Source organism: Saccharopolyspora soli (assembly GCF_022678645.1).
In the GTDB taxonomy this organism is placed as follows: domain Bacteria; phylum Actinomycetota; class Actinomycetes; order Mycobacteriales; family Pseudonocardiaceae; genus Saccharopolyspora; species Saccharopolyspora soli.
Map to the genome: position 1 here is coordinate 54,525 of NZ_JALBWV010000033.1, position 21,379 is coordinate 75,903.

Consider the following 21,379-nt stretch of genomic DNA (forward strand, 5'->3'; position numbering starts at 1 on the left):
GAATCCATGAGCGACCTCGGGTATCTTGTTTGCGCACCATGCAAGACTTATCTCACGCTCGGAAAACCCGTTCTCCGAGACGACGAGACCGTCAACTACTACCACCTCGGCCCCAGGAACAGTCCGCGCAATCCGGCGCAGACGCTGCTGAACGAGTCGCTGTGGAAATTCCTCGCAGATCACACCGGACATCCGCTTGTCATCAAGTTCGACTACGAAGACGGCATGGCGGAGGTCGAGGAGAACTACACGGAGATCGGAGGCGATACCGCCGATGGCGGAATTCCATTCGAACAGTATCTGCTCAACTGGGATGGACTGAGCAAATCAAACATCGACGACCGCACGTTGCAGACCCTGCGCCGACCAGCAATTAACGTCGAACACTACCGCGACGGCACCATCTCCGCACAAGTCGCACTTCACGTCGATCTCCCGCCATCCCTACTGCAACAATGGCAGAATGAGCACGGAAAGCCACTACTAGCCATTTCCGTTCGCGACATCAACAAGTCGACGATGTTGGTGCGAAACTTGGGATTGCCAGCTCCTTTCCTGCTTCGCCAGATCGCCGAGGTCAACGCATCGCGCGTCGTGTTCGGACATTTCGAACAGCTTTGGACGAAAAATCGCCCGGTGGCCGTCGAACTGCTGCACTCACTTCCCCGAACACTCGCACAGGTGCGTGCCGCAGGTCGTTCCCTGCACATAGCACTGGCTGATCTCAGCGCAGGATCGGCCGACGCGATCCTCGCCGAACTTCAAAACGCGCCATCGGATGGAATCGAAGAGCCGATCACGGTCATCGACTACCCCACTATGCCGTGAGAACGTAACGGCTCGGTCCGGCTCAAGCTGCTGGCCAGGTGGGGTTTCGGCCGAGGTAGGCGATCAGTTCTTCCAGGGGTGATGCCTTTTTCGGCACTGCCACCGCCGGGGCGAAGGCTCCGCCGTCGCGGGCTGGTGGGTTCGCTCGCACCAGTTCCAACGCCGTCGCCGGTAGGTCTTCGTCCGGTTCGTAGTGGGCTCCGATCGTCTTGGCCACGTCCCAGCTGTGCACCACCACGTCCACGAAGTGGAACATCAGCGCCACCTCGCCGGGGAACACGCCGAACTCCCGAATCCGGACCTGCTTCTCCAGCACGCCTTCGGCGGCGAAGGCGGCGCTGAGCTCGGCGGCGGAACGCCGGTAGTCCTCCGCCGGTTCGGCCCTCAGCCACCCGGCATTCCAGTCCACATCGGACACTTCCGGATCAGCCTTGGTGGAGTGGGCGAAGCCCAGGTTCTCGCTCACCATGTGCCGCAACAGGCCGTGCAGCGTCCAGTCCGCGCACGGTGTGGGCAGGCTCAACTGGTCCGATTTGATCTCGGCGACGACGTCGTCGGTGCTCTGCACAGCGCGTCGGTGCAAGTTCACGATGTCCACATACCGAGGGTATGGATCGGCATCGGCCCAGCGGCAGATCCAAAAATGACGAAATCCACTGGGCCGATTTCGGGTTAGGCTCGGTGCTTGTGGAGTTCCACGTGAGCTTGGTTGGTCGGGTCGACCTGACCGGGCAGATCTATCGGCAGATCAAGGCCGCCGTGCTGGATGGCAGGCTCCGCACCGGCGAAGCGCTGCCTCCCACCCGCGAGCTGGCTCGACGGTTGTCGGTGTCCCGCAACACCGTCAGCGCCGCCTACGACCGGCTGACCGCCGAGGGTTTCGTCGCCGGTCGCACCGGGTCGGGCACCTACGTTCTGCCGGGCGGTTTCGACCGACCAGCGCAGGCGGCTGATGCCCAGCGGATCCGGCCAGCGAAGACCTGGGAGCGGATCCGGGTGCCCCAGATGGACCCGAGCATCCCGGATTTCGACTTCCGACCGGGAATTCCCGATGTCCGGCTGTTCCCCTACGCGGCCTGGCGGCGGCTGCTGGCGCACTGGTTCCGCACGTCCAGCGTCGGCTCGCCGATGTACGCCGACCCCGCTGGCCATGCCGGGCTGCGCCGCGCGCTGGCCCGGCACGTCGGGGTTTCCCGCGCGGTTCGGGCGAGCGCCGACGACGTGCTGGTCACCAGTGGGGCGCAACAGGCGTTCGACCTGATCGGCCGGGTGCTGATCGAGCCGGGAACCTGCGTCGCGGTGGAGGATCCCGGTTATCCGCCGCCACGTCAGCTGTTCCGCGCGTTGGGCGCCAAGGTGGTCGGCGTGCCGGTGGACGCGGAAGGCATCTTGGTGGACCGGATACCGGGCAACGCCCGAATCGTGTACGTGACGCCGTCGCACCAGTTCCCGCTCGGCATGCCGATGTCGTTGCCGCGCCGCACCGCGCTACTCGAATGGGCCGAACGCGTCGGCGCTGTCGTGGTGGAGGACGACTACGACAGCGAGTTCCGGTTCTCCGGCAGGCCGATCGAACCACTGCAGAGCCTCGACCGAGCGGGCCGGGTGATCTACGTCGGCTCGATGTCCAAGGTCCTGCTCCCCACGCTGCGCGTCGGTTTCCTGATCGCGCCGCGCAGTCTGCACACGGCGCTGCGGGCCGCCAAGTACGTCGTGGATCTGCACACTTCACTGCCGCTGCAAGCCGCTCTCGCCGCGTTCATCGAGGAAGGACTGCTGGCCAGGCACATCCGCCGGGCCCGCAACGACTACGCCGCCCGGTACGCGCGGATCTCCTCGATGCTCCAACAGGATTTCGCCGACCTGCTGGAACCGGTGGCGGTCACGGCGGGCCTGCACCTGGCGGCGATGCTGCCTCCGGACGCCGACGACGAGTCGATCTGCGAACGCGCCGGTGCGAATGGTGTCGGGATTCTCCCGCTGAGCCCGTACCGGCGGGCGAAAGGCAGTCCCGGACTCGTCCTCGGCTACGGCGGAATCGCAGTGCCGGACATCGCCGAAGGGCTGCGCAGGCTGCACGCCTGCCTCACCCGTTGACACCGCCTCCTTCCGCCATCGGCTGTTCAGGTCATCTTCGTGGTGTTCGGCGGCGGTGATCGATAGCGTTCTCCCGGCCGTTGGAGATTTTTGCGTTCCGGGAGGACTTCGTGAACAAGCATCATCTCGCTCGATTAGCCGGTGCCTGCGGTGTTGCCACGGCCCTGCTGCTCACTCCGCTCGCCGCACCGAGCGTGCTCGCCCAGCCCGCCCCGCAGGCAGTTCAGCTCGACCCCGCCGATGGCACCGCGCAGGGCGCCATCGAGTGGTTCCAGCAGCGCATCGGTGATACCTCGTACCAGGGCCTCTGCGAGAAGGCCGTGGAAAACGCCTGGGGCACAACGGGAGTTTGGCCGTCGGCGATCGCGCATTGGGAAGGCGCGGTCCGAGCGGGCAAGGCGCACACCGACGGTTCCACCCCGCCCGAGGGCGCGTTCGTGTACTGGGACATCAGCCAGTACGGGCACGTCGGGGTCGCCGACGGCGAAGGCGGTTTCTACGCCACCAGCGTCGGCGGCGCGATCGGCCACGCCGACGACCTCTCCTACTTCAACAACTACCTGGGCTGGAGCGACCCGCAGGTCCCGGCCGGTCGCTGATCGCCATGCCGTGGGGGGGGGGGGGTGTGGGGGGGGGGGGCCCCCCCCCCCCCCCCCCGGCGCGGGGGGGGGGCGGGGGGGGGGGGGGCGCCGCCGCCCCCCCCCCCCCCCCCGGCGCGCCGGCCCCCCCCCACAAAAACACCCCCCGGGCCGGCCCCCCCCCCCCCCCCCCGGGGGGCGCCCCCCCCCCCGGGGGGGGGTGGGGGGGGGGGCCCCCCCCCCCCAAAAAACCCCCCCCCCACGTTCAGTGGCCGTCGCGGGGGACGTAGCTGCCGGACTTGCCCACCAGGAAGTCCAGGTCCGCGCCGTCCGATGCCTGCAACACGTGGTCGTAGTACAACCGCTGGTAGCCGCGCGGGTACGGGTTGTCGGGGTCCTTCCACTCCGCGCGGCGGCGGTTCATCTCCTCCTCCGGCACCTCCAGGTCGAGGCGGCGGTTCGGCACGTCGATGCTGACGATGTCACCGGTGCGCACGAAGGCCAGCGGTCCGCCCGCAGCCGCCTCCGGGGTGACGTGCAGGATCACCGTGCCGTAGGCGGTACCGCTCATCCGGCCGTCGGAGATCCGCACGATGTCGTCGAACCCGCGGTCCTGGACCTTCTTCGGCACCGGCACGTTGGCGACCTCCGGCATGCCCGGATAGCCCTTCGGCCCGGCGTTGCGGACGACCAGCACCGTGTTCTCGTCGACGTCCAGGTCGTCGTCCTTGCACACCGCGTAGTAGTCGTCGACGTCCTCGAAGACCATCGCCGGGCCGCGGTGCTGCAACAACCGGGGCGATGCCGCGGACTGCTTGACCACGGCACCGTCCGGCGCCAGCGAGCCCCGCAGCACGGCGGTACCGGTGCCGACGGCCTGGAACGGCTCGTCGAAAGTGGTGATCACCTCGCGGTTGTGCACCTCCGCGTCGGCGATGTTCTCGCCCATCGAACGGCCGGTGATGGTCACCGCGGAGCCGTCGATGAGGTCCCCGAGCTCCTTCAGCACGGCGGGCAACCCGCCCGCGTAGCAGAAGTCCTCCATCAGGAACTTGCCGCTGGGCTGCAAGTTGACCAGCGTCGGGACGTCGCGGGTGTCGTTGTCGAAGTCGTCGACGGTCAGCTCCACGCCGACCCGCTTGGCGATGGCGATCAGGTGCACGACCGCGTTCGTGGACCCGCCGATCGCCGCGTTGGCCCGGATCGCGTTGCGGAACGCGTCGCGGGTGAGCACATCGGAGGGCTTGAGGTCCTCCTCGATCATCTGGACGATGCGCTGCCCGGTCTGCTGCGCCGTGGCGTAGCGGCGGGCGTCGACGGCGGGCCAGGTCGCCGCGTAGGGCATCTGCATGCCCAGCGCCTCGACGATGCAGGCCATGGTGGACGCGGTGCCCATCGTCATGCAGTGCCCGTTGGAGCGGGACATGCAGCCCTCGATGAAGAAGCACTCCTCCTGCGTGATCTTGCCCGCGACCAGGTCGGCCTCGGCCTGCCACACAGCGGTGCCCGAACCGATGTCGGTGCCCCGGTACTTGCCGTTGAGCATCGGCCCGCCGGTGAGCATCACTGCGGGCAGGTCGACGCTGGCCGCCGCCATCAGCAGGCCGGGCGTGGTCTTGTCGCAACCGGAGAGCAGCACGAGGCCGTCGAGCGGGTTGGCGCGGATGGTCTCCTCGGCCTGCATCGCCAGCAGGTTGCGGTAGAGCATCGCGGTCGGCCGCATGAGCGTCTCGCCCAGCGCCATGTTCGGGAATTCCAGCGGAAAGCCACCCGCCTGCCACACCCCGCGCTTGACCGCCTCGGCGATGCGCTGCTGGTGGGCGTTGCACGGGGCCAGCTCGGACCACGTGGTGCCGATGCCGATCACCGGCCGCCCGTCGAACACCTCGTCGCTGTAGCCCTGGTTCTTGACCCAGGACCGGGCGGTCATCCCGGCCCGGCCGTGGGCACCGAACCAACTCGCACTGCGCCGCGGCGCGCTCATTCGTCCTCCTCGGTGTTTTGCGGGACACCCGCACCAGGTCGGTCTTGATGAGCTGGCGGGAAAGTGTGGCTCATCAGACCTCCATCGTTAGTCCCTGGTCAGACGTCTGCGACGTAACCAGCTCAGCGGCCGGTGCGCAATAGCCCCGCTCGCGCGATCCGCTATTTCGAACGATGGTTGCGATACCGAACGCTCAGCTCTGGGCCATTGACGTGCGCGAGCAGCGACTCTACGCTCGTGACCCGTATCACGAACGAGGTTCGATATTTCGAACACTCACACCTCAGTGGGGAGGCAGGGTGCAAACCGGCCAGCGGGCGCACGACGAGGCGCTCACGACCGCGATCCGGCGGGTCATGGTGCGGCTGATGCCGTTCCTGTTCTTCATGTACGTGATCGCATTCCTGGATCGCGTCAACATCGGGTTCGCCAAGGAGGAGTTCCAGGCGCACGCCGGGATCTCGGAGGCGGCCTACGCACTCGGTGCGGGGCTGTTCTTCATCGGCTACGCGTTGTTCGAGGTGCCGAGCAACCTGATCATGACGCGGGTCGGGGCCCGCTGGTGGATGTGCCGGATCATGGTGACCTGGGGCATCATCTCGGCCGCGATGGCGCTGGTGAGCAACGAGTTCCTCTTCTACCTGCTGCGCTTCCTGCTGGGCGTGGCCGAGGCTGGCTTCTTCCCCGGCGTCATCCTGTTCATCACCTACTGGGTGCCGCACGCGTACCGGGCGCGCTGCAACGCGCTGTTCTACTTCGGCATCCCGCTGGCGTCGGTGCTCGGTGGGCCGCTGTCCGGAATGCTGCTGGAACTCGACGGCGTGGGCGGCCTCCTCGGCTGGCAGTGGATGTTCGCGGTGGAGGGCCTGATCGCCTGCGTGGTCGGCGTGTGGGCGTTCTTCTACCTGGACAACAAGCCCGCGGACGCCAAGTGGCTGTCGCCCGAGCAGCGCACCGCGCTGCAAACCGCGGTAGACCGGGAAGCCGAGGCCAAGCAGGCGCACAGCCCGCACCGGCTGTGGTCGGCCCTGGTGGACCGGCGGGTGCTGTACTTCTGCCTGATCTACTTCCTGATCCAGTGCAGCGTCTACGGCATGACCTTCTACCTTCCGACCCAGGTGGCCGAAGCCGTGGGCAGCAAGGTCGGTCTGCTGGTCGGGCTGGTGACCGCGATTCCGTGGGCGGTGGCCCTGCTGGTGAACATCGCGGTGTCCACCGGAGCCGACCGGCTGGCCCAGCCCAAGAAGCGCTTCGTGGCCGCGGCCAGCGTCGCGGGCGGCTCGATCGGCATCGCGGCGTCGGCGTACTTCAGCAGCCCGGTGCTGGCGATCGCGGGCCTGGCGGTGGCGGCCGCTGGCTACATCTCGGTGCAGCCGGTGTTCTGGACGTTCCCGGCGGCATACCTGACCGGCACGGCTGCGGCGGCGGGCATCGGCTTGATCAACTCGCTGGGCAACCTGGGCGGTTTCGTGGCCCCGGTCGCTAAGACCTGGATCGAGGACACCCTCGGCTCCGACACGGCGGGCCTGTACCTGCTGGCCTTCTGCGGTTTCGCGGCAGCACTGCTGTTCCTGACGCTGTCCCGCGTCAAGGCACCGGCCGAAACCCAAACCCCCCAGCGCAAAACCGAAGGCGTCCCCTGACGCCGACGACCATGCCCCGGCACCTCAGCCGGGGCATGGTCGACCGGGCGCGGTGCGGCGAAGGAGCCAGTCAGTTCGCTTGGAGGATCTGGACCGGGGCTTGTTCCTTGGACAGCGGGATCTGGTAGCGCTGGGTGAGGAACGCCGCGATGTTGTGGAACAGCGGGGCCGCCGAGGCGGCTTCCGGAGTGCCGGACGTCGGCCCGTCCAGCACCAGCCCGACCACGAAACGCGGGTTGTCCGCTGGCACGATCCCGGCGAAGGTGATCCAGTACTTCGAATTGCTGTAGCAGCGGCACTCCGGGTTGATCTGCTGCGCTGTTCCAGTCTTGCCGGAGATCTGGTAGCCGGGCAGCGCTGCCTGCGGACCGGTGCCGCGCTGCGGCTGCGGGGCGTTCTGCACCACCGAGCGCAGCATGTCCCGCACGGTGTGCGCCGCCTCCGGGCTGACCACCCGCACACCTTCCGGTCGGGGCCGCTCCACTCGCGTGCCGTCCGGCCGGATATCCGCGGCGATGATGCGCGGCGGCATCCGCACCCCGTCGTTGGCGATCGCCTGGTACATCCCGGCCATCTGCAGCACCGTCATCGAAAGGCCCTGGCCGATCGGCAGGTTCGCGAAGGTCGATCCGGACCAGGATTCGCGCGGCGGCAGGCTGCCCGCGCTCTCACCGCCGAGCCCGAGATCAGTCCGCTGGCCCAGGCCGAAGCGCCGGGCCAGGTCGTAGAACCGCTGCTCGCCGAGCTGTTGCGCGACCATCAGGGTGCCGACGTTGGACGACTTGCCCAGCACCCCGGTGAAGGTCAGCGGAATAGTGGCGTGCGGCCAGGCGTCCTCGACGGTCCGGTCGGCGACCTTGATGGACCCCGGCACCTGCAGCACGGTGTCCGGCTTGACGACGCCGTTCTCGATCGCCCCGGCCGCGGTGATCACCTTGTTCACCGAGCCCGGCTCGTACGGCGTGGTCACCGCCGGGTTGCCGGTGTTCTCGGCCCAGGAACCGCGCGGGTCGAAGGTCTTGTCGTTGGCCAGCGCGTAGACCTCGCCGGTCTTGGCGTCCAGCACCACCGCGCTGGCGGTCTTGGCCCCGGCCTTCCGGGCGTAGTCGGCGAGCTCGCGCTGCACCATGAACTGCAGGTCCGAGTCGATGGTCAGCTGCACGTCCGAGCCCGCGACGGCGGGTTCCAACTCCCGCTCGGTGCCGGGGATGACCAGGTTCGACCCCATCGCGGTGTCCGAGACCTTCACGCCGTCGGTCCCGGCCAGCACCGGGTCCAGCCTGGCCTCCAAGCCGATCTGGCCCTGCACCCGCTTCTCGTCCATCCGCCAGTTCGCCGCGCCGATGATGTTCGCGCCCACGTCCCCGGCGGGATATTCGCGGGTCGCCCGGTACTCCGCCCCGATCTGCGGGTACTTCTCGTTGATCACGCGTGCCTGGCTCGGATCGACCTCCGCGCCGAAGTAGGTGAATTCGACGTCCTTGAACAGCGCGTCGAGCACTTCCTGCTCGGTGATCTTGCCGTGCACCACCTGCGGGATGAACCGGGCGATCTCCTGCTTGTACTGCACCGCGGTGGGTTTCGAGGGGTCCTTGGCGTGCGCCTCGTCGAAGGTCTGGGTCAGCAGCCGCGGGTTGGCGTAGAGCTGCCGCGCTTCGCTGCTGAACGCCAGCACGTTCTCGTTGCGGTCCACTATGGAGCCCCGCTCGGCCGGGATGCGCTGGCTGTCGATCCGCTGCCGCTGCGACTTCTCGGACAGGTCACTGGCTTCGACGCCCTGCACCTGGATCAGCTTGCCACCGGTCAACACCAGCGCGATCACCAGCAGCAACCGGCCGACCCGCAGCCGCCGGTTGCTACCGGCCACGTTGGTCCGCGCGGTACGCCCCTGGATGGTCCTGGTCGACCCGCGAGCCATCAATGCCCTGCCAACGCGGCAGGCGGCGGCTGGACCAGGTCCGGCGCGTTCGCTGGCGGCGCCGCGGGATCGACCGGTGGCTGGACCGGCGGCGGAGCCTGGGGCGGCGCTGCGGTGGCCTTCTTCGGTTCACCGACGACGAGCACCGACCCGTCCGGCTGCGGGACGAGGTGCGCGGGCGGCGGCGCGGGCTGCATGCCCAACGCTTCCGCCTGGCGCTGGATCTCGGGTGTCGAGCTCATCGAGCTGACGTCGCTGAGCAGCCGCTCCTTGCGCTCGTTCAACTCGTTGATCCGGTTCTCGCCGTCCTGCAACCGGTAGCTGCCGCTGACCGCCGCGATGGACAGCCACAACGTCGCGGCCAGCCCGGTGGCCAGCACCGACATCACGACGACCACCAGCGGCAACCGCGAGAGCGAAACCCGCTCCTGCAGCTGCTTGGCCTTCGGTCGCGATTTCGGCTTCGACGGCCGCCGTTCTTCCACGCCCTGACGCAGCTGACTCGGCCGCCGATCGGACGGCTCCCGCAACGAGCGGTCCCGCCGTTCTTCCCGGCGCGCGTAAGCGCGTTCGGCCGCGGCTGAACGCGCCCGCGGCTTCTCCGGCCCGGACTTCTGCGCGGTTTTCTGGGCGGCCTGCTGCGTTCGCTCGTTGGACCCCGTCCGCGAAGCAGCGTTCTTGGCGCGTGCAGGTGCCGTCATGTCACTCTTCCGCCTCCCGTGCCGCCTCTCCGCGATTCACAGTGGTGGCCGCGTCCGGCACGAATCTCACGTTTCGGGGTTTCTGGTGGCTGGCTTGCGTCACGGTCCCCTGAGGTGCCGTTGCGGAGGACTGGGGTTGACACAGGGCTACTCATGCGTTCCCCCTCGGGCTGATCCGTTCCGCGGCTCGCAGCCGCACCGACGCCGCGCGGGGGTTCGCTTCGATCTCCTGCTCACCGGCGAGTTCCGCACCCCTGGTTAGCAATCGGAATTCCGGCCCGTGGCCGGGCAGTTCCACCGGCAGGTCGACCGGCGTGCGCGACTTCGACCGCTCGGCGAAAGCCCGCTTGACCATCCGGTCCTCCAGCGAGTGGTAGGACAGCACCACGATCCGGCCGCCCACGGCCAACGAGTCCAACGCCGCGGGCAACGCGCTCTCCAGCACGTCGAGCTCCGCGTTGACCTCGATGCGCAGCGCCTGGAAGGTGCGCTTGGCCGGATGCCCGCCGGTTCGCCGACTGGCCGCCGGAACGGTGTCGTAGAGCAGCTGCACCAGCCGCGCGCTGTTGGTGAACGGTTCTTTCTTGCGCTCCCGGACGATCGCGGCGGCGATCTTGGTCGCGAACTTCTCCTCGCCGTAGGTCCGCAGCACCCGCGCCAACTCGTCCGCGGGGTAGGTGTTGAGCACGTCCGCGGCGGTGCGCGGCGCGCCCGGATCCATCCGCATGTCCAGCGGCGCATCGTGCGCGTAGGCGAACCCGCGGCCGGTCTCGTCCAGTTGCAGCGAGGACACCCCGAGGTCGAACAGCGCGCCGTCCACTTCGGACAACCCGAGCTCGGCCAACACCTCGGCCCACTGGTCGTACACCGCGTGCACCAAGTGGATCCGCGAGGCGTAGGGCGCCAGCCGGGCACCGGCCAGCCGCAGGGCTTCCGGATCGCGGTCCAGCCCGACTAGGGTCAGGCCGGAGTGGGCCGCGAGCATCGCCTCGGAGTGCCCGCCCATGCCGAGCGTGGCATCGACGACCACTGCGCCGTCGCGGGAGAGCACCGGTGCGAGCAGTTCCAGGGTGCGGTCGAGCAGCACCGGCACGTGCCGGTCGCGGGCGGACGCGCCCTGATCATGCCGTTGATCGGCCACGGCGCCTCCCTCCCGCGTGCCGTTTCGTCGAGAGCCGCCAGCCGCGCGCGCGGACCCGTGGGCGCGCGCGCGGCGGCTGTTCGGTTTTCCCCCTGGATTCCCGGATCCCGTCAGGTCCCCGCCCGCCCGTCGCGTCCTGGTGCCGGGGAAGATGCACCAGGCATGCGATAGCCGAGCGGACCGAGGCCTCACGAAACCCGGATCGCCGCCGTCAACGTCCGTTGGGCCGGTCGGCGGAACGCTCAGAACACGCCCGGCAACACCTCCTCACGTGCCTGCGCATAGCCCTCCTCGTGTTCGTCGAGGTAGCTCTGCCACCTCTCCGCGTGCCAGATCTCCAGGCGGTTGATCGCGCCGATGACCACGCATTCCTTGGTCAGCCCGGCGTAGCGCCGCAGCTCCGCCGCGATCGAGATCCGACCCTGGCCATCGGGCTGCTGCTCGTCGGTTCCGGCGAACAGGTACCGCTGGTAGGCGCGGACCGCCTCGTTGGTGAACGGGGCCTCGGCGACCTTGCGCGCCATCTGCTCGAACTCGTCGCGCGGGAAGACGTAGAGGCAGTGGTCCTGACCTTTGGTGACCATCAACCCCCCCGCCAGTGCTTCCCGGAACTTCGCCGGCAGCGTCAAACGCCCCTTGTCGTCGAGCTTCGGGTGGTGGGTGCCGAGAAACATCCCGGTCCACCTCCCCCGGCCCAGGCCGTCCGCACGACGACCGGACCACGTCCCGGTCCTGATCGACTGGACCAACCACCGAGCCCGTGCTTCCGCTGGTCTCGATGATCAGTGGCCACCGGAAGCGGCGGGACCCCCGTTTGCCCCACCTTCCCCCACAGTACCCCACTTCGCTCCACCGTCAACACGAGTTGCCCCGGTTCCCCCGGCAGTAGTGACACCGTTTGCGCAGGTAGCGCACCGTGGGGGCGAAGTGGGGGGATTCCGCGGCCCAACCTTGATCAATCCGTCGTGTTGCGCCGTTATGCTCGGAGCCCGCTCGATCCGGCCGCCGACGGGCTCGGCGGTGGGGCGGAGTGGGGCGGCCGATCCACCTCGAGGTTGGTGAGGGTGTCCCGCCGGACACCGCCGGTTTGGCACACTGCACGTGCACGCCGGAGTCGATCGGATGATCTTCGGCGTGTCCGGAGGACGCTGGCGCGGGCCGCCGCAGCCGCCCACCGGCCGCAGACTTTGGAGGCTTGCATGCGCGATCGTTCCGGCGAGCCGACTTCCCGAGCCGGGTGATCGTGTGCCGCAACGTGCAGGAGGTGGCGTGACGCCCAAGGTTCAGCTGTCCAGCCCGACGACCGGCGACACCGCGGATGCCCTGGAGGCGCCCGGCATCGACCGGCTGCACGGCACGATCCAGCGCATCGCCGCCAACGTCGAACAGGTCCTGGTCGGCAAGCCCGAGGTGGTGCGGGTCGCGTTGGTCACCATGCTGGCCGAGGGTCACCTGCTGGTCGAAGACGTGCCGGGGGTCGGCAAGACCTCGCTGGCCAAGGCGTTGGCCCGGTCCATCGACTGCGCGGTCAGCCGCATCCAGTTCACCCCCGACCTGCTGCCCAGCGACATCACCGGGGTGTCCATCTACAACCGGCAGACCGAGAACTTCGAGTTCCGGCCAGGCCCGGTGTTCGCCAACATCGTGGTCGGCGACGAGATCAACCGGGCCTCCCCGAAGACCCAGTCGGCGCTGCTGGAGTGCATGGAGGAGAACCAGGTCACCGTCGACGGGGAAACCTATCCGCTGAACGCGCCGTTCATGGTGATCGCCACCCAGAACCCGATCGAGATGGAAGGCACCTACGCGCTGCCCGAGGCGCAGCGGGACCGCTTCACCACCCGCGTGTCGATCGGCTACCCGGACGCGAAGGCCGAGCTGGCGATGGTGGACGAGCACGCCGGGCACGATCCGCTGCGCGACCTGCGCCCGGTCGCCGACAGCAGCGAGGTGCAGGCCATGCTGCGAGCCGTGCGGCAGGTGCACCTGTCCACCGAGATCCGGCGCTACGTGATCGACCTGGTGACCGCCACGCGCCAGCTGCCGGAACTGCGACTGGGCGCCTCGCCCAGATCGACCCTGCAACTGGTCCGCGCCGCCCGCGCGCAGGCCGCGCTCGCGGGTCGCGAGTTCGTCATCCCGGACGACGTGCAGGCCATCGCCGTCCCGGTGCTCGCCCACCGGCTGGTGCTGACCAGTGAGGCCCGCGCCGCGCGCCGTTCGGCCACGGATCTGGTGCGGCAGTTGCTGAACCGGATCCCGGTGCCGCGCGGCGACACCGACAGCGGACGAAGGTAAGCCGTGCTCGCGGGGCTGACCATCCGCGGGCGCTGCCTGTTGGCGGCGGGCGCGGCCGCTGGGGTGTGCGCGCTGGTGCTGGACGAACGGGATCTGCTGCGGGTGTCGGCGTTCGTGGTCGCGCTACCGCTGTTGGCGCTGCTGCTGTCCAGCCGCATCCGGTTCGGCATCGGGGCCCGGCGGCGGGTGGTGCCGCCGCGGATCCCGGTCGGCGCCAAGGCGACCGTCCAACTGCACGTCACCGGCGGCGGACGGCTTCCGGTCGGCGGGCTGGTGCTGGAGGACAACACCCCGCACGCGCTCGGCGGGCGACCGCGGTTCCGGCTGGATTCGGTGCCGCGGCACGGCGGCACGGTCCTGGAGTACTCGGTGGAACCGACCCTGCGCGGCATCCACCACATCGGACCGCTGCGCACCCGGATCGGCGACCCGTTCGGGCTCTCCGAATTCGAGCGGGAGCTGGCCGACCGCGACCGGTTGGTCGCGGTGCCGAAGGTCTTCCAGCTCTCCGGGCTGCCCGCCGGTTCTGGCCTGGGCACCGGGGATGACGGCACCACCCGGCTGCGGGCCGGGCACGGCGAAGACGACGCCATGGTGCGGCAGTACCGGCACGGCGACGACATCCGCCGGGTGCACTGGAAGTCCACCGCACGTCGCGACGAGCTGATGGTGCGCGTCGAGGAACGCCCGTGGCACGGCGGCGTGACGGTGCTGCTCGACCGGCGGACGGCCGCGCATCGGGGTAGCGGCGCGCGCAGCAGCGTCGAGTGGGCGATCTCCGCGGCGGCCAGCATCTGCCTCCACCTGCACCAGAACGGCCAGCAGGTTCGGCTGGTCACGGAGGACGGGCATGTGCTGGCCGGTGGCGCGGGACCGACCGACGGCGGGCACGACGACGACGCGGTGCTGGACGCGCTGGCCGCGGTGCGCACGTCGCCGCAACGCGATCTGGTGGCCACCCGCGATCCGGGCAGCGGGCACGAGTTGATCGCGGTGCTCGGCGAAACGACCACCGCCGCGGTCACCGAGCTGACCAAGCTCCGTCCACAAGAGACTCGGAGCCTCGCGTTGCTGCTGGATGTCCACGCCTGGCAGGGCGAAGCAGGCGGCGGCTTCGACCCGAAGCAGACCGCCCGGCGGCTGCGCGCGGCGGGTTGGACCGTGGTGATCGCGGCCGGACCGAGCACCTCGATCGCCGACATCTGGCAGCAGCTGTGCCGGGAGACCACCGCGCCGGAATCGGAGGTCGGGACGTGACCGCGAACCGGATGACCCGCGCGATCGACACGTCACTGGTGGCCGCCGCCGCTGGCGCCTTTTCGGTGCTGTGCGCGGCGACCGCGTTCTCCGGCGTGCTCGCCGACAGCCGGTGGCTTTTCCCGGCCGTGTTCACCGTGCTCGCCGTGGTAGCGGTGGGGGCGGTGGCGCGACGGGTCCGCTGGCCGCTGGCACTGACGGTGTTCGCGGAGCTCATGGGCCTGCTGGTGGTTCTGACGGCGTTGTTCGCCGACCGGGCCGTGCTCGGTGTGCTGCCCGGTCCGGCCGCCATCGGCGAACTGGGCGACCTGCTGTCCAGAGCCGGTGAGCTGGTGCGCACCGGGGTGCCGCCGGTGCCCGCCGAACCAGCGCTGCAAACCCTGGTCTGCCTCGGGCTGGGAGTGGTCGCGGTGGTCGTGGACGTCATCGTGGTGACCTTCCGCAGCCCAGCGGTGACCGGTCTGGTGCTGCTGTGCGTGTTCGCCATCCCCGCATCGCTGGCCGACGACATGCTGCCGTGGTGGACCTTCGTCGCCGGGGCACTCGGTTACGCCCTGCTGCTCGCCTCCGGCGGGCAACACCGCAAGTGGCGGCGGCACGAAGACCGCAGCCAGGTCGCGCACACGCTCTTCGGCCGCACCACGGCAGCGGTGGCCGGGACCGCCGGGGTGATCGCGCTGCTCACCGGCGCGGCGTTCACCGGGGTCGGCACCGAGGGCCGGTTGCCCGGCGCCGTGCCGGAGCAGTTCGGCGGCACCGACGGCATCGGCCTGCAACCGTTCACCTCGCTGCGCGGCCAGCTCAACCGGGACCGCGTCGTCGAACTGTTCCGGATCCGCGGCATGCGGCAGGACTCCTACCTGCGGGCGATGACGCTGCGGAAGTTCGACCCGCAGCGCGGCTGGGAACTGGAGGGCCTCACCCAGGGCGTCGACGCCGGTGTCAACCTCCCGTTGCCGGAGGGCACCACGATCAACCGCGGCACCCCGGAGCGGGTCGAGATCCAGCCGATTGGCTACCGCGATCCGTGGCTGCCGGTGTTCGGCATGCCGGTCGCCGTCTCCGGGATGGGGCCGAACTGGCGTTACGACCCGGCCGCCGGAATCGTGTTCACCCAGACCAACCAGGAGAGCCGCCCGTACGTCCAGCGCGCGATCCTTTCCGACCCGACCCCGGACGAGCTGCGCAACGCCAGCGGGCCGATGGCGGTCGCCCCGGCCTACCTGAACACCGCGGGCATCCCGCCGCAGGTGGCCGACCTGGCCCGACAGCTGACCGCGAACTCGCCGACCGAGTTCGACAAGGCGGTCGCGCTCAACCGGTACTTCACCGACCCGGCCAACGGTTTCCGCTACGACCTGCGGACCGCCCCGTCGACCGGCGGGGACGCCCTGTCGGACTTCCTGTTCCGCGGCAAGCGCGGCTTCTGCGAGCAGTACGCCTCGTCGATGGCGGTCCTGCTGCGCGCCGTCGGCATCCCGTCCCGGGTGGCCATCGGCTTCACCTCGGGTTATCGCGACGGCGACGAGCGGGTGATCACCACCGAGGACGCGCACGCCTGGGTGGAGGCGTACTTCCCCGGCTGGGGCTGGCAGACCTTCGACCCGACCCCGCTGGACGACGGCCGCACCTCGCTGCCGCAGTTCCTGAACAGCGAGTTGCACCCGGTGCAGCCGCAGGCACCGCTGCCCGGCCAGGCCCTGCCGAGCACGCCGCCGACGGCAAGTTCGGTGCCCGGAGCGGAACGTCCGGACGGTGCCGACATCGGCGGCACCGCGCGCACACCCCGCGAGGCCGAGGCCGGAAGCCCGTGGCAGATCACCATCAGCGTCCTCGTGCTCGCATTCGCGCTGCTCGCGACGCCCGCGGTGGTGCGCGAGGTGCGCCGGAGACGGCGGCTGCACGCGATCGCCGAAGGCACGGAGGGGGCGGCCGGGCTCGCGTGGCAGGAGGTGCTGGACGAGTTCCGAGATCGCGGAACCAGACCAGCGGCTGCCGACACGGCGCGCCGGGTAGCGACCGGGCTGATCGACCAACACGGCTTGGACGAATCCGGTGCCATCGCCATGCGAGCGCTGGTGGTGGCGGTGGAACGGGAGTGGTACGCGCCGCCGGGGCAAAAACCGGACGCGACCCTGCCGGAATCGCTGCGCAGTGTGCTGGACAGCTTGCGCCGCGCAGCGCCGCTGGACTGGCGCTCGCGGCTTTTCCCGCGCTCGGTGCTACAACTGCGCCAAGCCAACCTATAAGCGCTTGTTTCCAAGCTCGTTTTGCGTGGCGGCGCGGGTGGCGGAACCTCAGACGCCGTCTCGGTCCGGGATCCCCGACATCATGTATGCCAATACACCACGTCGAGGTAGGTCCTCCCAGAGAACGCCAGTGGGCACAGTCTGAGAACCCGCGGCGGTGCCGGTTTCGAGGGTGGGCTAAGCGGCTACGCCGCTTCAAAAACAAGAACAAAGACTCTAAGAGTGCGCGGATCGGCTTGCGTAGCGGAACCCGCATGGCACTGCTGAGAACCCGCGACGGCGGCGAAAAGCGGCTCGCCTCGGCACCGATCCGCGCGCTCTGACACGACGCGGCCGCCGCGCGTAACGCTCGCGGCCGCGTTTCAGCGAAATCGGCGCTGTCGTACAGCGAAGATCGCCGCACCGATCCCGCGGATCAGGCGACGATCATCAGATCATGAGCAGTTACTGCTCGAAGCGCCTGCGGAAGCGCTCCTCCATGCGCTGCGCGAAGGAGCTGCGCCCAGCGCTGCGATTCGGGCCCCGCTTCGGCCGACCACCACCGCCGTTCTCCGGCACCGATTCCACGTCGTCCCCGCCACCGCGCAACGCGGACAGGACGATCACTGCTCCGCCGAACATCACGAGGAAGCCGACCACGCTCAACACGGGGATGTCGGCCGGTCTGAGGGCCGGGATCACCGCACCGATTACCAGCAGGGCCAATCCCAGCGCGAAGACGGCAAAGCCCTGCAGCCGCCGACGTCGGGATGGGCGATTCAGCCGTCCGCCGCGCACGGTGGAGGCGAACTTCGGGTCCTCGGCGTAGAGCGCGCGCTCGATTTGTTCGAGCTGTCGCTGCTCGTGCTCGGAGAGTGGCATGACTCCTCCTCCGGCACAGGTCTCTCAGTGGCGCCGGAGACCCGGCGGGCTGTTGCCCACCCAGGTTGGGGACCGGCGAACGCTTGGGGGCGTCAACACCGAGGATACGGTTCCAGCGACGCGACGACTACCCGGTCCCGGCACTGGAACTGTGCGAGGTTGCCGACATCATCCCCTCGGGGCAGTGATCGATCCGCGTTCTGCCCCAAGCCCGCCCCCGAAGCCGCTGCTGCACTCGGCCGAAGCGACGTCTTGAAGGGTACAGATGCGGGGCCGCCCGCGGGATGCCCGAGTCAGGTACATCCGATGCCCGGCGCCGGGCCAACTCCCCGCTACTCGCCGTTGAACTCCCTTGACGCAACGCAGTCGCCCGGCGCACCGCAGCAGGCTCCGTTGCTAGCTGGTTGATTCTTGATTGGGCCGCAGCCGCGATACTCCACGTGACGGTGGAGTGGGCTGCCGCAAGCGCGCAGCGCTTAACCCACCCTCTCAGCTTGCACCGCCGCGGGTTCTGAGCGGTCTTCTCGCGAGGACAGCCCCTCCGCCGCGTATTGGCACGAAAAACGAGTCTGGAATCAATCATCTAGGCGGGTGCGCGGCCGATGGCGTGCAGGCGGGTCGCGATGTCCCGCAGCGGTGGGCGAAGCGCCGCCACTCGCTCCAACTCGGCCATCGCTTCCGCGGCTCTGGGGTTGTTGTCCAGCACCGATCCGGGCACCAGATCGCTGAGGACCGCTTGGCCCTGGACGAGTTCCACGGTCAACCCGGCCGCCGCCAGGACCTCCCGCAGGCCATCGGTGTCGAACCGCCGCTGCAAGGTGTCCGAGGACTCGTCGAGCCGACCGTCCGGAGCCTGGATCAGTTGCAATGCCTCGGCCACCCGCCCGGCCAGCGCCCAGCCGAGGACCGCCGCGTACCGGTTGGCGACCAACACCGACACCGCGCCGCCTGGCTTGGTAGCTGCCACCAGCGCCGCGACCGCGGTGTCGACGTCGTCGACGACCTCCAGCAAGCCGTGCGCGAGCACCAGATCGGCGCCGCCTTCCGGGCTGATCGCCGACAACGCGTCGGTGTCGCCCTGCAACGGGGTGATCCGGTCGGCCACCCCGGCTTCCACCGCCCGGCGCTGGAGCATGGCCAACGCGTTGGGACTGGGATCGACGACCGTCACCGAGCAGCCCGCCGAAGCCAACGGCACCGCCCACACCCCGCTGCCACCACCGACGTCGAGGACCCGCGGCGGGCGTCCGCCACCGCGCCGCCGGGCTTCGACGAGTTCGGCTTCCAGCACCTGGTGAACGGCGTCGGATCTCATGGTTAGCAGCGTAATGCTGGGACGTCGTCCGGTTTCACCGGCGTGCGGACCAACCAGAGCCCGCAGAATCTTTGCAGCCACCGCGAGCAAGTTTCAGGGAGAAGTTCTGGGACGGCCGCCGGTTCCGTAGGCTACGACCGTGCAGACGGTGGCAGTGCTGAGTCTCAAAGGTGGCGTGGGCAAAACGACCGTGGTGCTCGGCCTCGCCTCGGCCGCGATGCGCCGGGGAGTTCGGACGCTCGTCGTCGACCTCGATCCGCAGTGCAACGCGACGGCGTGCCTGGAGCCGGGGCGGACCACCAAGGGCCTCAGCGACGTCCTCGCCGATCCGCGCCCGGAGAACGTGCGCGCCGCGGTGACCGGCAGTTCGTGGGGCGCCGAGGTCGATGTCCTGGTGGGTTCCGAAGATGCCGAGAGCCACAACGGACACCACCCCGACGGCAGGCACCTGTCCCGGCTCACCGAGGCACTGTCCGAATTGGACGACCCGAGCGCCGAAGATGAGCTGCCGTACCAGTTGGTGCTGCTGGACTGCCCGCCGTCGCTGGGGCGGTTGACCCGCTCGGCGCTGATCGCCGCCGACCGCGCCCTGCTGGTCACCGAGCCGACGATCTTCGCGGTCTCCGGTGTGCAGCGGGCGTTCGAGGCCGTGCAAGCCGAGCGGCAGTCGAACAACCCCGAGCTGCAACCGCTCGGCGTCATCGTCAACCGGGTGCGACCGCGTTCCCACGAGCACCAGTTCCGGATCGAAGAACTGCGGGAGATCTTCGGCCCGCTGGTGATGCCGGTCGCGCTGCCCGATCGGCTGGCGGTGCAGCAGGCGCAGGGCGCGTGCATGCCGATCCACCAGTGGGGCACGCCGGGTGCGCGCGAGGTCGCACTCGCGTTCAACCTGGTGCTGGCCCGGATTCTGCGGGCCGCCCGCCCGCGCCGCGCGGAGCAGGACGACGACGAACTGCTGGAAGGTACCGAATGAGCACTGCGGCGTTCTCCGCTTTTGTCCTCGTGGCCCTGATCGGCGTGATGACGCCAGGCTTGGACACCATGCTGATCCTGCGGCATTCGCTGCTCGGCGGACGCCGCGCCGGGGTGGCGACGTACCTCGGCATCAGCCTCGGCTGCGTGGTCTGGGGCACGGCGAGCGTCGCGGGCTTGACAGCGCTGCTGACCGCCTCCCAGCTGGCCTACGACGTCGTGCGGGTGGCGGGCGCGGTCTACCTGCTCTGGCTGGGCGGCTCGGCATTGTGGAAGTCGTTGCCCCGCAACAGGGTTCAGCAGCCGGACGCGGCGATCCCGGACGCCCCGGTCGGGTTGACCAGCGGGGCGGCGTTGCGTTCCGGGTTGGCCACGAACCTGCTCAACCCCAAGGTGGGCGTGTTCTACATCAGCCTGCTCCCGCAGTTCCTGCCGACCGGTCATGCGTTCGCCTGGGGTCCGCTGCTGGTCGCGACGCACATCTTGATCGGGCTGCTGTGGTCCACCGTGCTGGTGTGGGTCGCCGGTCGCGCCCGCGCGCTGTTCCAGCGGCAGCGGGTGCGCGCCTGGCTGGACCGGATCACCGCGACGGTGCTGATCGGTCTGGGCCTCAAGTTGGCGGTCGAGGGGCGGTGAGTCGGCCCTGCCCGAAGGGGACACCGTCTTCCTCACCTGCCACCGGCTGCACGAGGCGCTGGCCGGGCAGGTCCTGACCCGCGGCGAGCTGCGGCATCCTCGACTGTCCACGATGGACCTGGCTGGTCGCGGGGTCCGCGAGGTGCGGCCGGTCGGCAAGCACCTGCTGATCCGCTTCGACGACGACCACACGCTGCACAGCCACCTGCGGATGGACGGCGCCTGGCACCTCTACTCCCCTGGTGCCCGGTGGCGGCGGCCCGCGCACCAGGTCCGGGCGGTGCTGGGCACCGCCGAGCGCGTCGCGGTCGGGTTCAACCTGCACGACCTGCACTGGTTGCCGACCTCGGCGGAACCTCGGCTGGTCGGCCACCTGGGGCCGGATCTGCTCGATCCGGCCTGGGACGACGAGCACGCGGCCGAGGCGATCCGACGGCTGACCGCCGACCCGGACCGCGAGCTCGGTCGCGCCCTGCTAGACCAAACGGTGCTGGCCGGGGTCGGGAACCTGTACAAGACGGAGGTGTGCTTCCTGCTGGGCCGGTCGCCGTGGACGCCCGTCGCGGAGATCGACGCGACCCGTGCGGTGCGGCTGTGCCGAGAACTCCTGCTGCGCAACGCCTGGCATCCCGAGCAGTCCACGACCAACAGCCTCCGGCGCGGCACCCAGCACTGGGTCTACGGCCGACGCACCTGCCTGCGCTGCGGCGGCCCGGTCCGGCGCGGCTCGCAAGGCGACGACGTCGAGGCCCGCGTCACCTACCACTGCCCGCACTGCCAACCGTGATCGCGTGTTCAAGCGAAACACGCCGAAAAGGGGCCACAGTCAGGCATAGCCGCTGGTCAGGAGCCGGTGTCGGCGAGTGCACGGTAGGGCGGGTCGACCGGGGGACGTTTC

18 protein-coding genes are annotated in these 21,379 nt (G+C 69.5%); 10 read left to right on the forward strand and 8 right to left on the reverse strand.

Annotation, left to right across the window (positions count from 1 at the left end):
* Positions 1-6: 6 nt before the first annotated feature.
* The gene (locus MOQ72_RS24170; protein ID WP_242187840.1) at positions 7-828 is read left to right on the forward strand and encodes a hypothetical protein; all 822 of its coding nucleotides are present in this window, start codon (positions 7-9) and stop codon (positions 826-828) included.
* A 22-nt stretch (positions 829-850) separates the two neighbouring features.
* Here the strand turns inward: MOQ72_RS24170 and MOQ72_RS24175 are convergent, their stop codons facing one another.
* On the reverse strand, positions 851-1,426 hold the full coding sequence (locus MOQ72_RS24175; RefSeq protein WP_242187841.1) for a TIGR03086 family metal-binding protein: 576 nt from the start codon (positions 1,424-1,426) through the stop codon (positions 851-853).
* Between the two features lie 89 nt (positions 1,427-1,515).
* Here MOQ72_RS24175 and pdxR point away from each other — a divergent pair, with 89 nt between their 5' ends.
* Entirely contained in the window at positions 1,516-2,925 is a 1,410-nt protein-coding gene (gene pdxR, locus MOQ72_RS24180) for a MocR-like pyridoxine biosynthesis transcription factor PdxR (protein WP_242187842.1), read from the forward strand.
* A 110-nt stretch (positions 2,926-3,035) separates the two neighbouring features.
* Entirely contained in the window at positions 3,036-3,524 is a 489-nt protein-coding gene (locus MOQ72_RS24185) for a CHAP domain-containing protein (protein ID WP_242187843.1), read from the forward strand.
* A gap of 244 nt (positions 3,525-3,768) precedes the next feature.
* Here MOQ72_RS24185 and MOQ72_RS24190 read toward each other — a convergent pair whose 3' ends face one another.
* The gene (locus tag MOQ72_RS24190; protein ID WP_242187844.1) at positions 3,769-5,487 is read right to left on the reverse strand and encodes an IlvD/Edd family dehydratase; all 1,719 of its coding nucleotides are present in this window, start codon (positions 5,485-5,487) and stop codon (positions 3,769-3,771) included.
* Between the two features lie 299 nt (positions 5,488-5,786).
* On the opposite strand from MOQ72_RS24190, the gene MOQ72_RS24195 reads away from it, so the two are divergent.
* Positions 5,787-7,130, forward strand: a complete 1,344-nt coding sequence (locus tag MOQ72_RS24195; protein WP_242187845.1) for an MFS transporter — start codon at positions 5,787-5,789, stop codon at positions 7,128-7,130.
* A gap of 70 nt (positions 7,131-7,200) precedes the next feature.
* Here MOQ72_RS24195 and MOQ72_RS24200 read toward each other — a convergent pair whose 3' ends face one another.
* From MOQ72_RS24200 to mraZ, 4 genes are all read right to left on the reverse strand, one after another.
* Positions 7,201-9,048 (reverse strand): peptidoglycan D,D-transpeptidase FtsI family protein, encoded by a 1,848-nt coding sequence (locus tag MOQ72_RS24200; protein ID WP_242187846.1) that lies wholly within the window; start codon positions 9,046-9,048, stop codon positions 7,201-7,203.
* On the reverse strand, positions 9,048-9,749 hold the full coding sequence (gene ftsL / locus MOQ72_RS24205) for a cell division protein FtsL (protein WP_242187848.1): 702 nt from the start codon (positions 9,747-9,749) through the stop codon (positions 9,048-9,050). Before ftsL ends, MOQ72_RS24200 begins: the two co-directional genes overlap by 1 nt.
* A gap of 151 nt (positions 9,750-9,900) precedes the next feature.
* Entirely contained in the window at positions 9,901-10,890 is a 990-nt protein-coding gene (gene rsmH, locus MOQ72_RS24210) for a 16S rRNA (cytosine(1402)-N(4))-methyltransferase RsmH (RefSeq protein WP_242187851.1), read from the reverse strand.
* Positions 10,891-11,132: 242 nt separating this feature from the next.
* Positions 11,133-11,564 carry a division/cell wall cluster transcriptional repressor MraZ gene (gene mraZ, locus MOQ72_RS24215; protein WP_242187852.1) on the reverse strand — a complete coding sequence of 144 codons (432 nt, stop codon included), beginning with the start codon at positions 11,562-11,564 and terminating at the stop codon, positions 11,133-11,135.
* 649 nt (positions 11,565-12,213) lie between these two features.
* On the opposite strand from mraZ, the gene MOQ72_RS24220 reads away from it, so the two are divergent.
* Genes MOQ72_RS24220 through MOQ72_RS24230 form a run of 3 tightly spaced genes read left to right on the forward strand, consistent with a single transcriptional unit; the run spans position 12,214 to position 16,694 of the window.
* The gene (locus MOQ72_RS24220) at positions 12,214-13,188 is read left to right on the forward strand and encodes an AAA family ATPase (protein WP_242187923.1); all 975 of its coding nucleotides are present in this window, start codon (positions 12,214-12,216) and stop codon (positions 13,186-13,188) included.
* A gap of 3 nt (positions 13,189-13,191) precedes the next feature.
* A complete protein-coding gene (locus tag MOQ72_RS24225) occupies positions 13,192-14,445 on the forward strand; it encodes a DUF58 domain-containing protein (RefSeq protein ID WP_242187854.1) in 1,254 nt (417 codons plus the stop codon).
* Positions 14,442-16,694, forward strand: coding sequence for a transglutaminase TgpA family protein (locus tag MOQ72_RS24230; protein ID WP_242187856.1), 2,253 nt, complete (start codon positions 14,442-14,444; stop codon positions 16,692-16,694). The genes MOQ72_RS24225 and MOQ72_RS24230 overlap by 4 nt, the downstream gene beginning before the upstream one ends.
* A gap of 444 nt (positions 16,695-17,138) precedes the next feature.
* Here the strand turns inward: MOQ72_RS24230 and MOQ72_RS24235 are convergent, their stop codons facing one another.
* Both MOQ72_RS24235 and MOQ72_RS24240 read right to left on the reverse strand, forming a co-directional pair.
* The gene (locus MOQ72_RS24235) at positions 17,139-17,555 is read right to left on the reverse strand and encodes an SCO2097 family morphological protein (RefSeq protein ID WP_242187857.1); all 417 of its coding nucleotides are present in this window, start codon (positions 17,553-17,555) and stop codon (positions 17,139-17,141) included.
* Positions 17,556-18,138: 583 nt separating this feature from the next.
* Positions 18,139-18,870 (reverse strand): class I SAM-dependent methyltransferase, encoded by a 732-nt coding sequence (locus MOQ72_RS24240; RefSeq protein ID WP_242187860.1) that lies wholly within the window; start codon positions 18,868-18,870, stop codon positions 18,139-18,141.
* Between the two features lie 139 nt (positions 18,871-19,009).
* Between MOQ72_RS24240 and MOQ72_RS24245 the strand changes: the two genes are divergently transcribed.
* Genes MOQ72_RS24245 through MOQ72_RS24255 form a run of 3 tightly spaced genes read left to right on the forward strand, consistent with a single transcriptional unit; the run spans position 19,010 to position 21,268 of the window.
* Positions 19,010-19,846 (forward strand): ParA family protein, encoded by an 837-nt coding sequence (locus MOQ72_RS24245; RefSeq protein WP_242187862.1) that lies wholly within the window; start codon positions 19,010-19,012, stop codon positions 19,844-19,846.
* Positions 19,843-20,481 (forward strand): LysE family translocator, encoded by a 639-nt coding sequence (locus tag MOQ72_RS24250; RefSeq protein WP_242187864.1) that lies wholly within the window; start codon positions 19,843-19,845, stop codon positions 20,479-20,481. Before MOQ72_RS24245 ends, MOQ72_RS24250 begins: the two co-directional genes overlap by 4 nt.
* Before the next feature lie 7 nt (positions 20,482-20,488).
* Complete coding sequence (locus tag MOQ72_RS24255; protein ID WP_242187924.1) at positions 20,489-21,268, forward strand: Fpg/Nei family DNA glycosylase; 780 nt, start codon at positions 20,489-20,491, stop codon at positions 21,266-21,268.
* Positions 21,269-21,379: the final 111 nt, after the last annotated feature.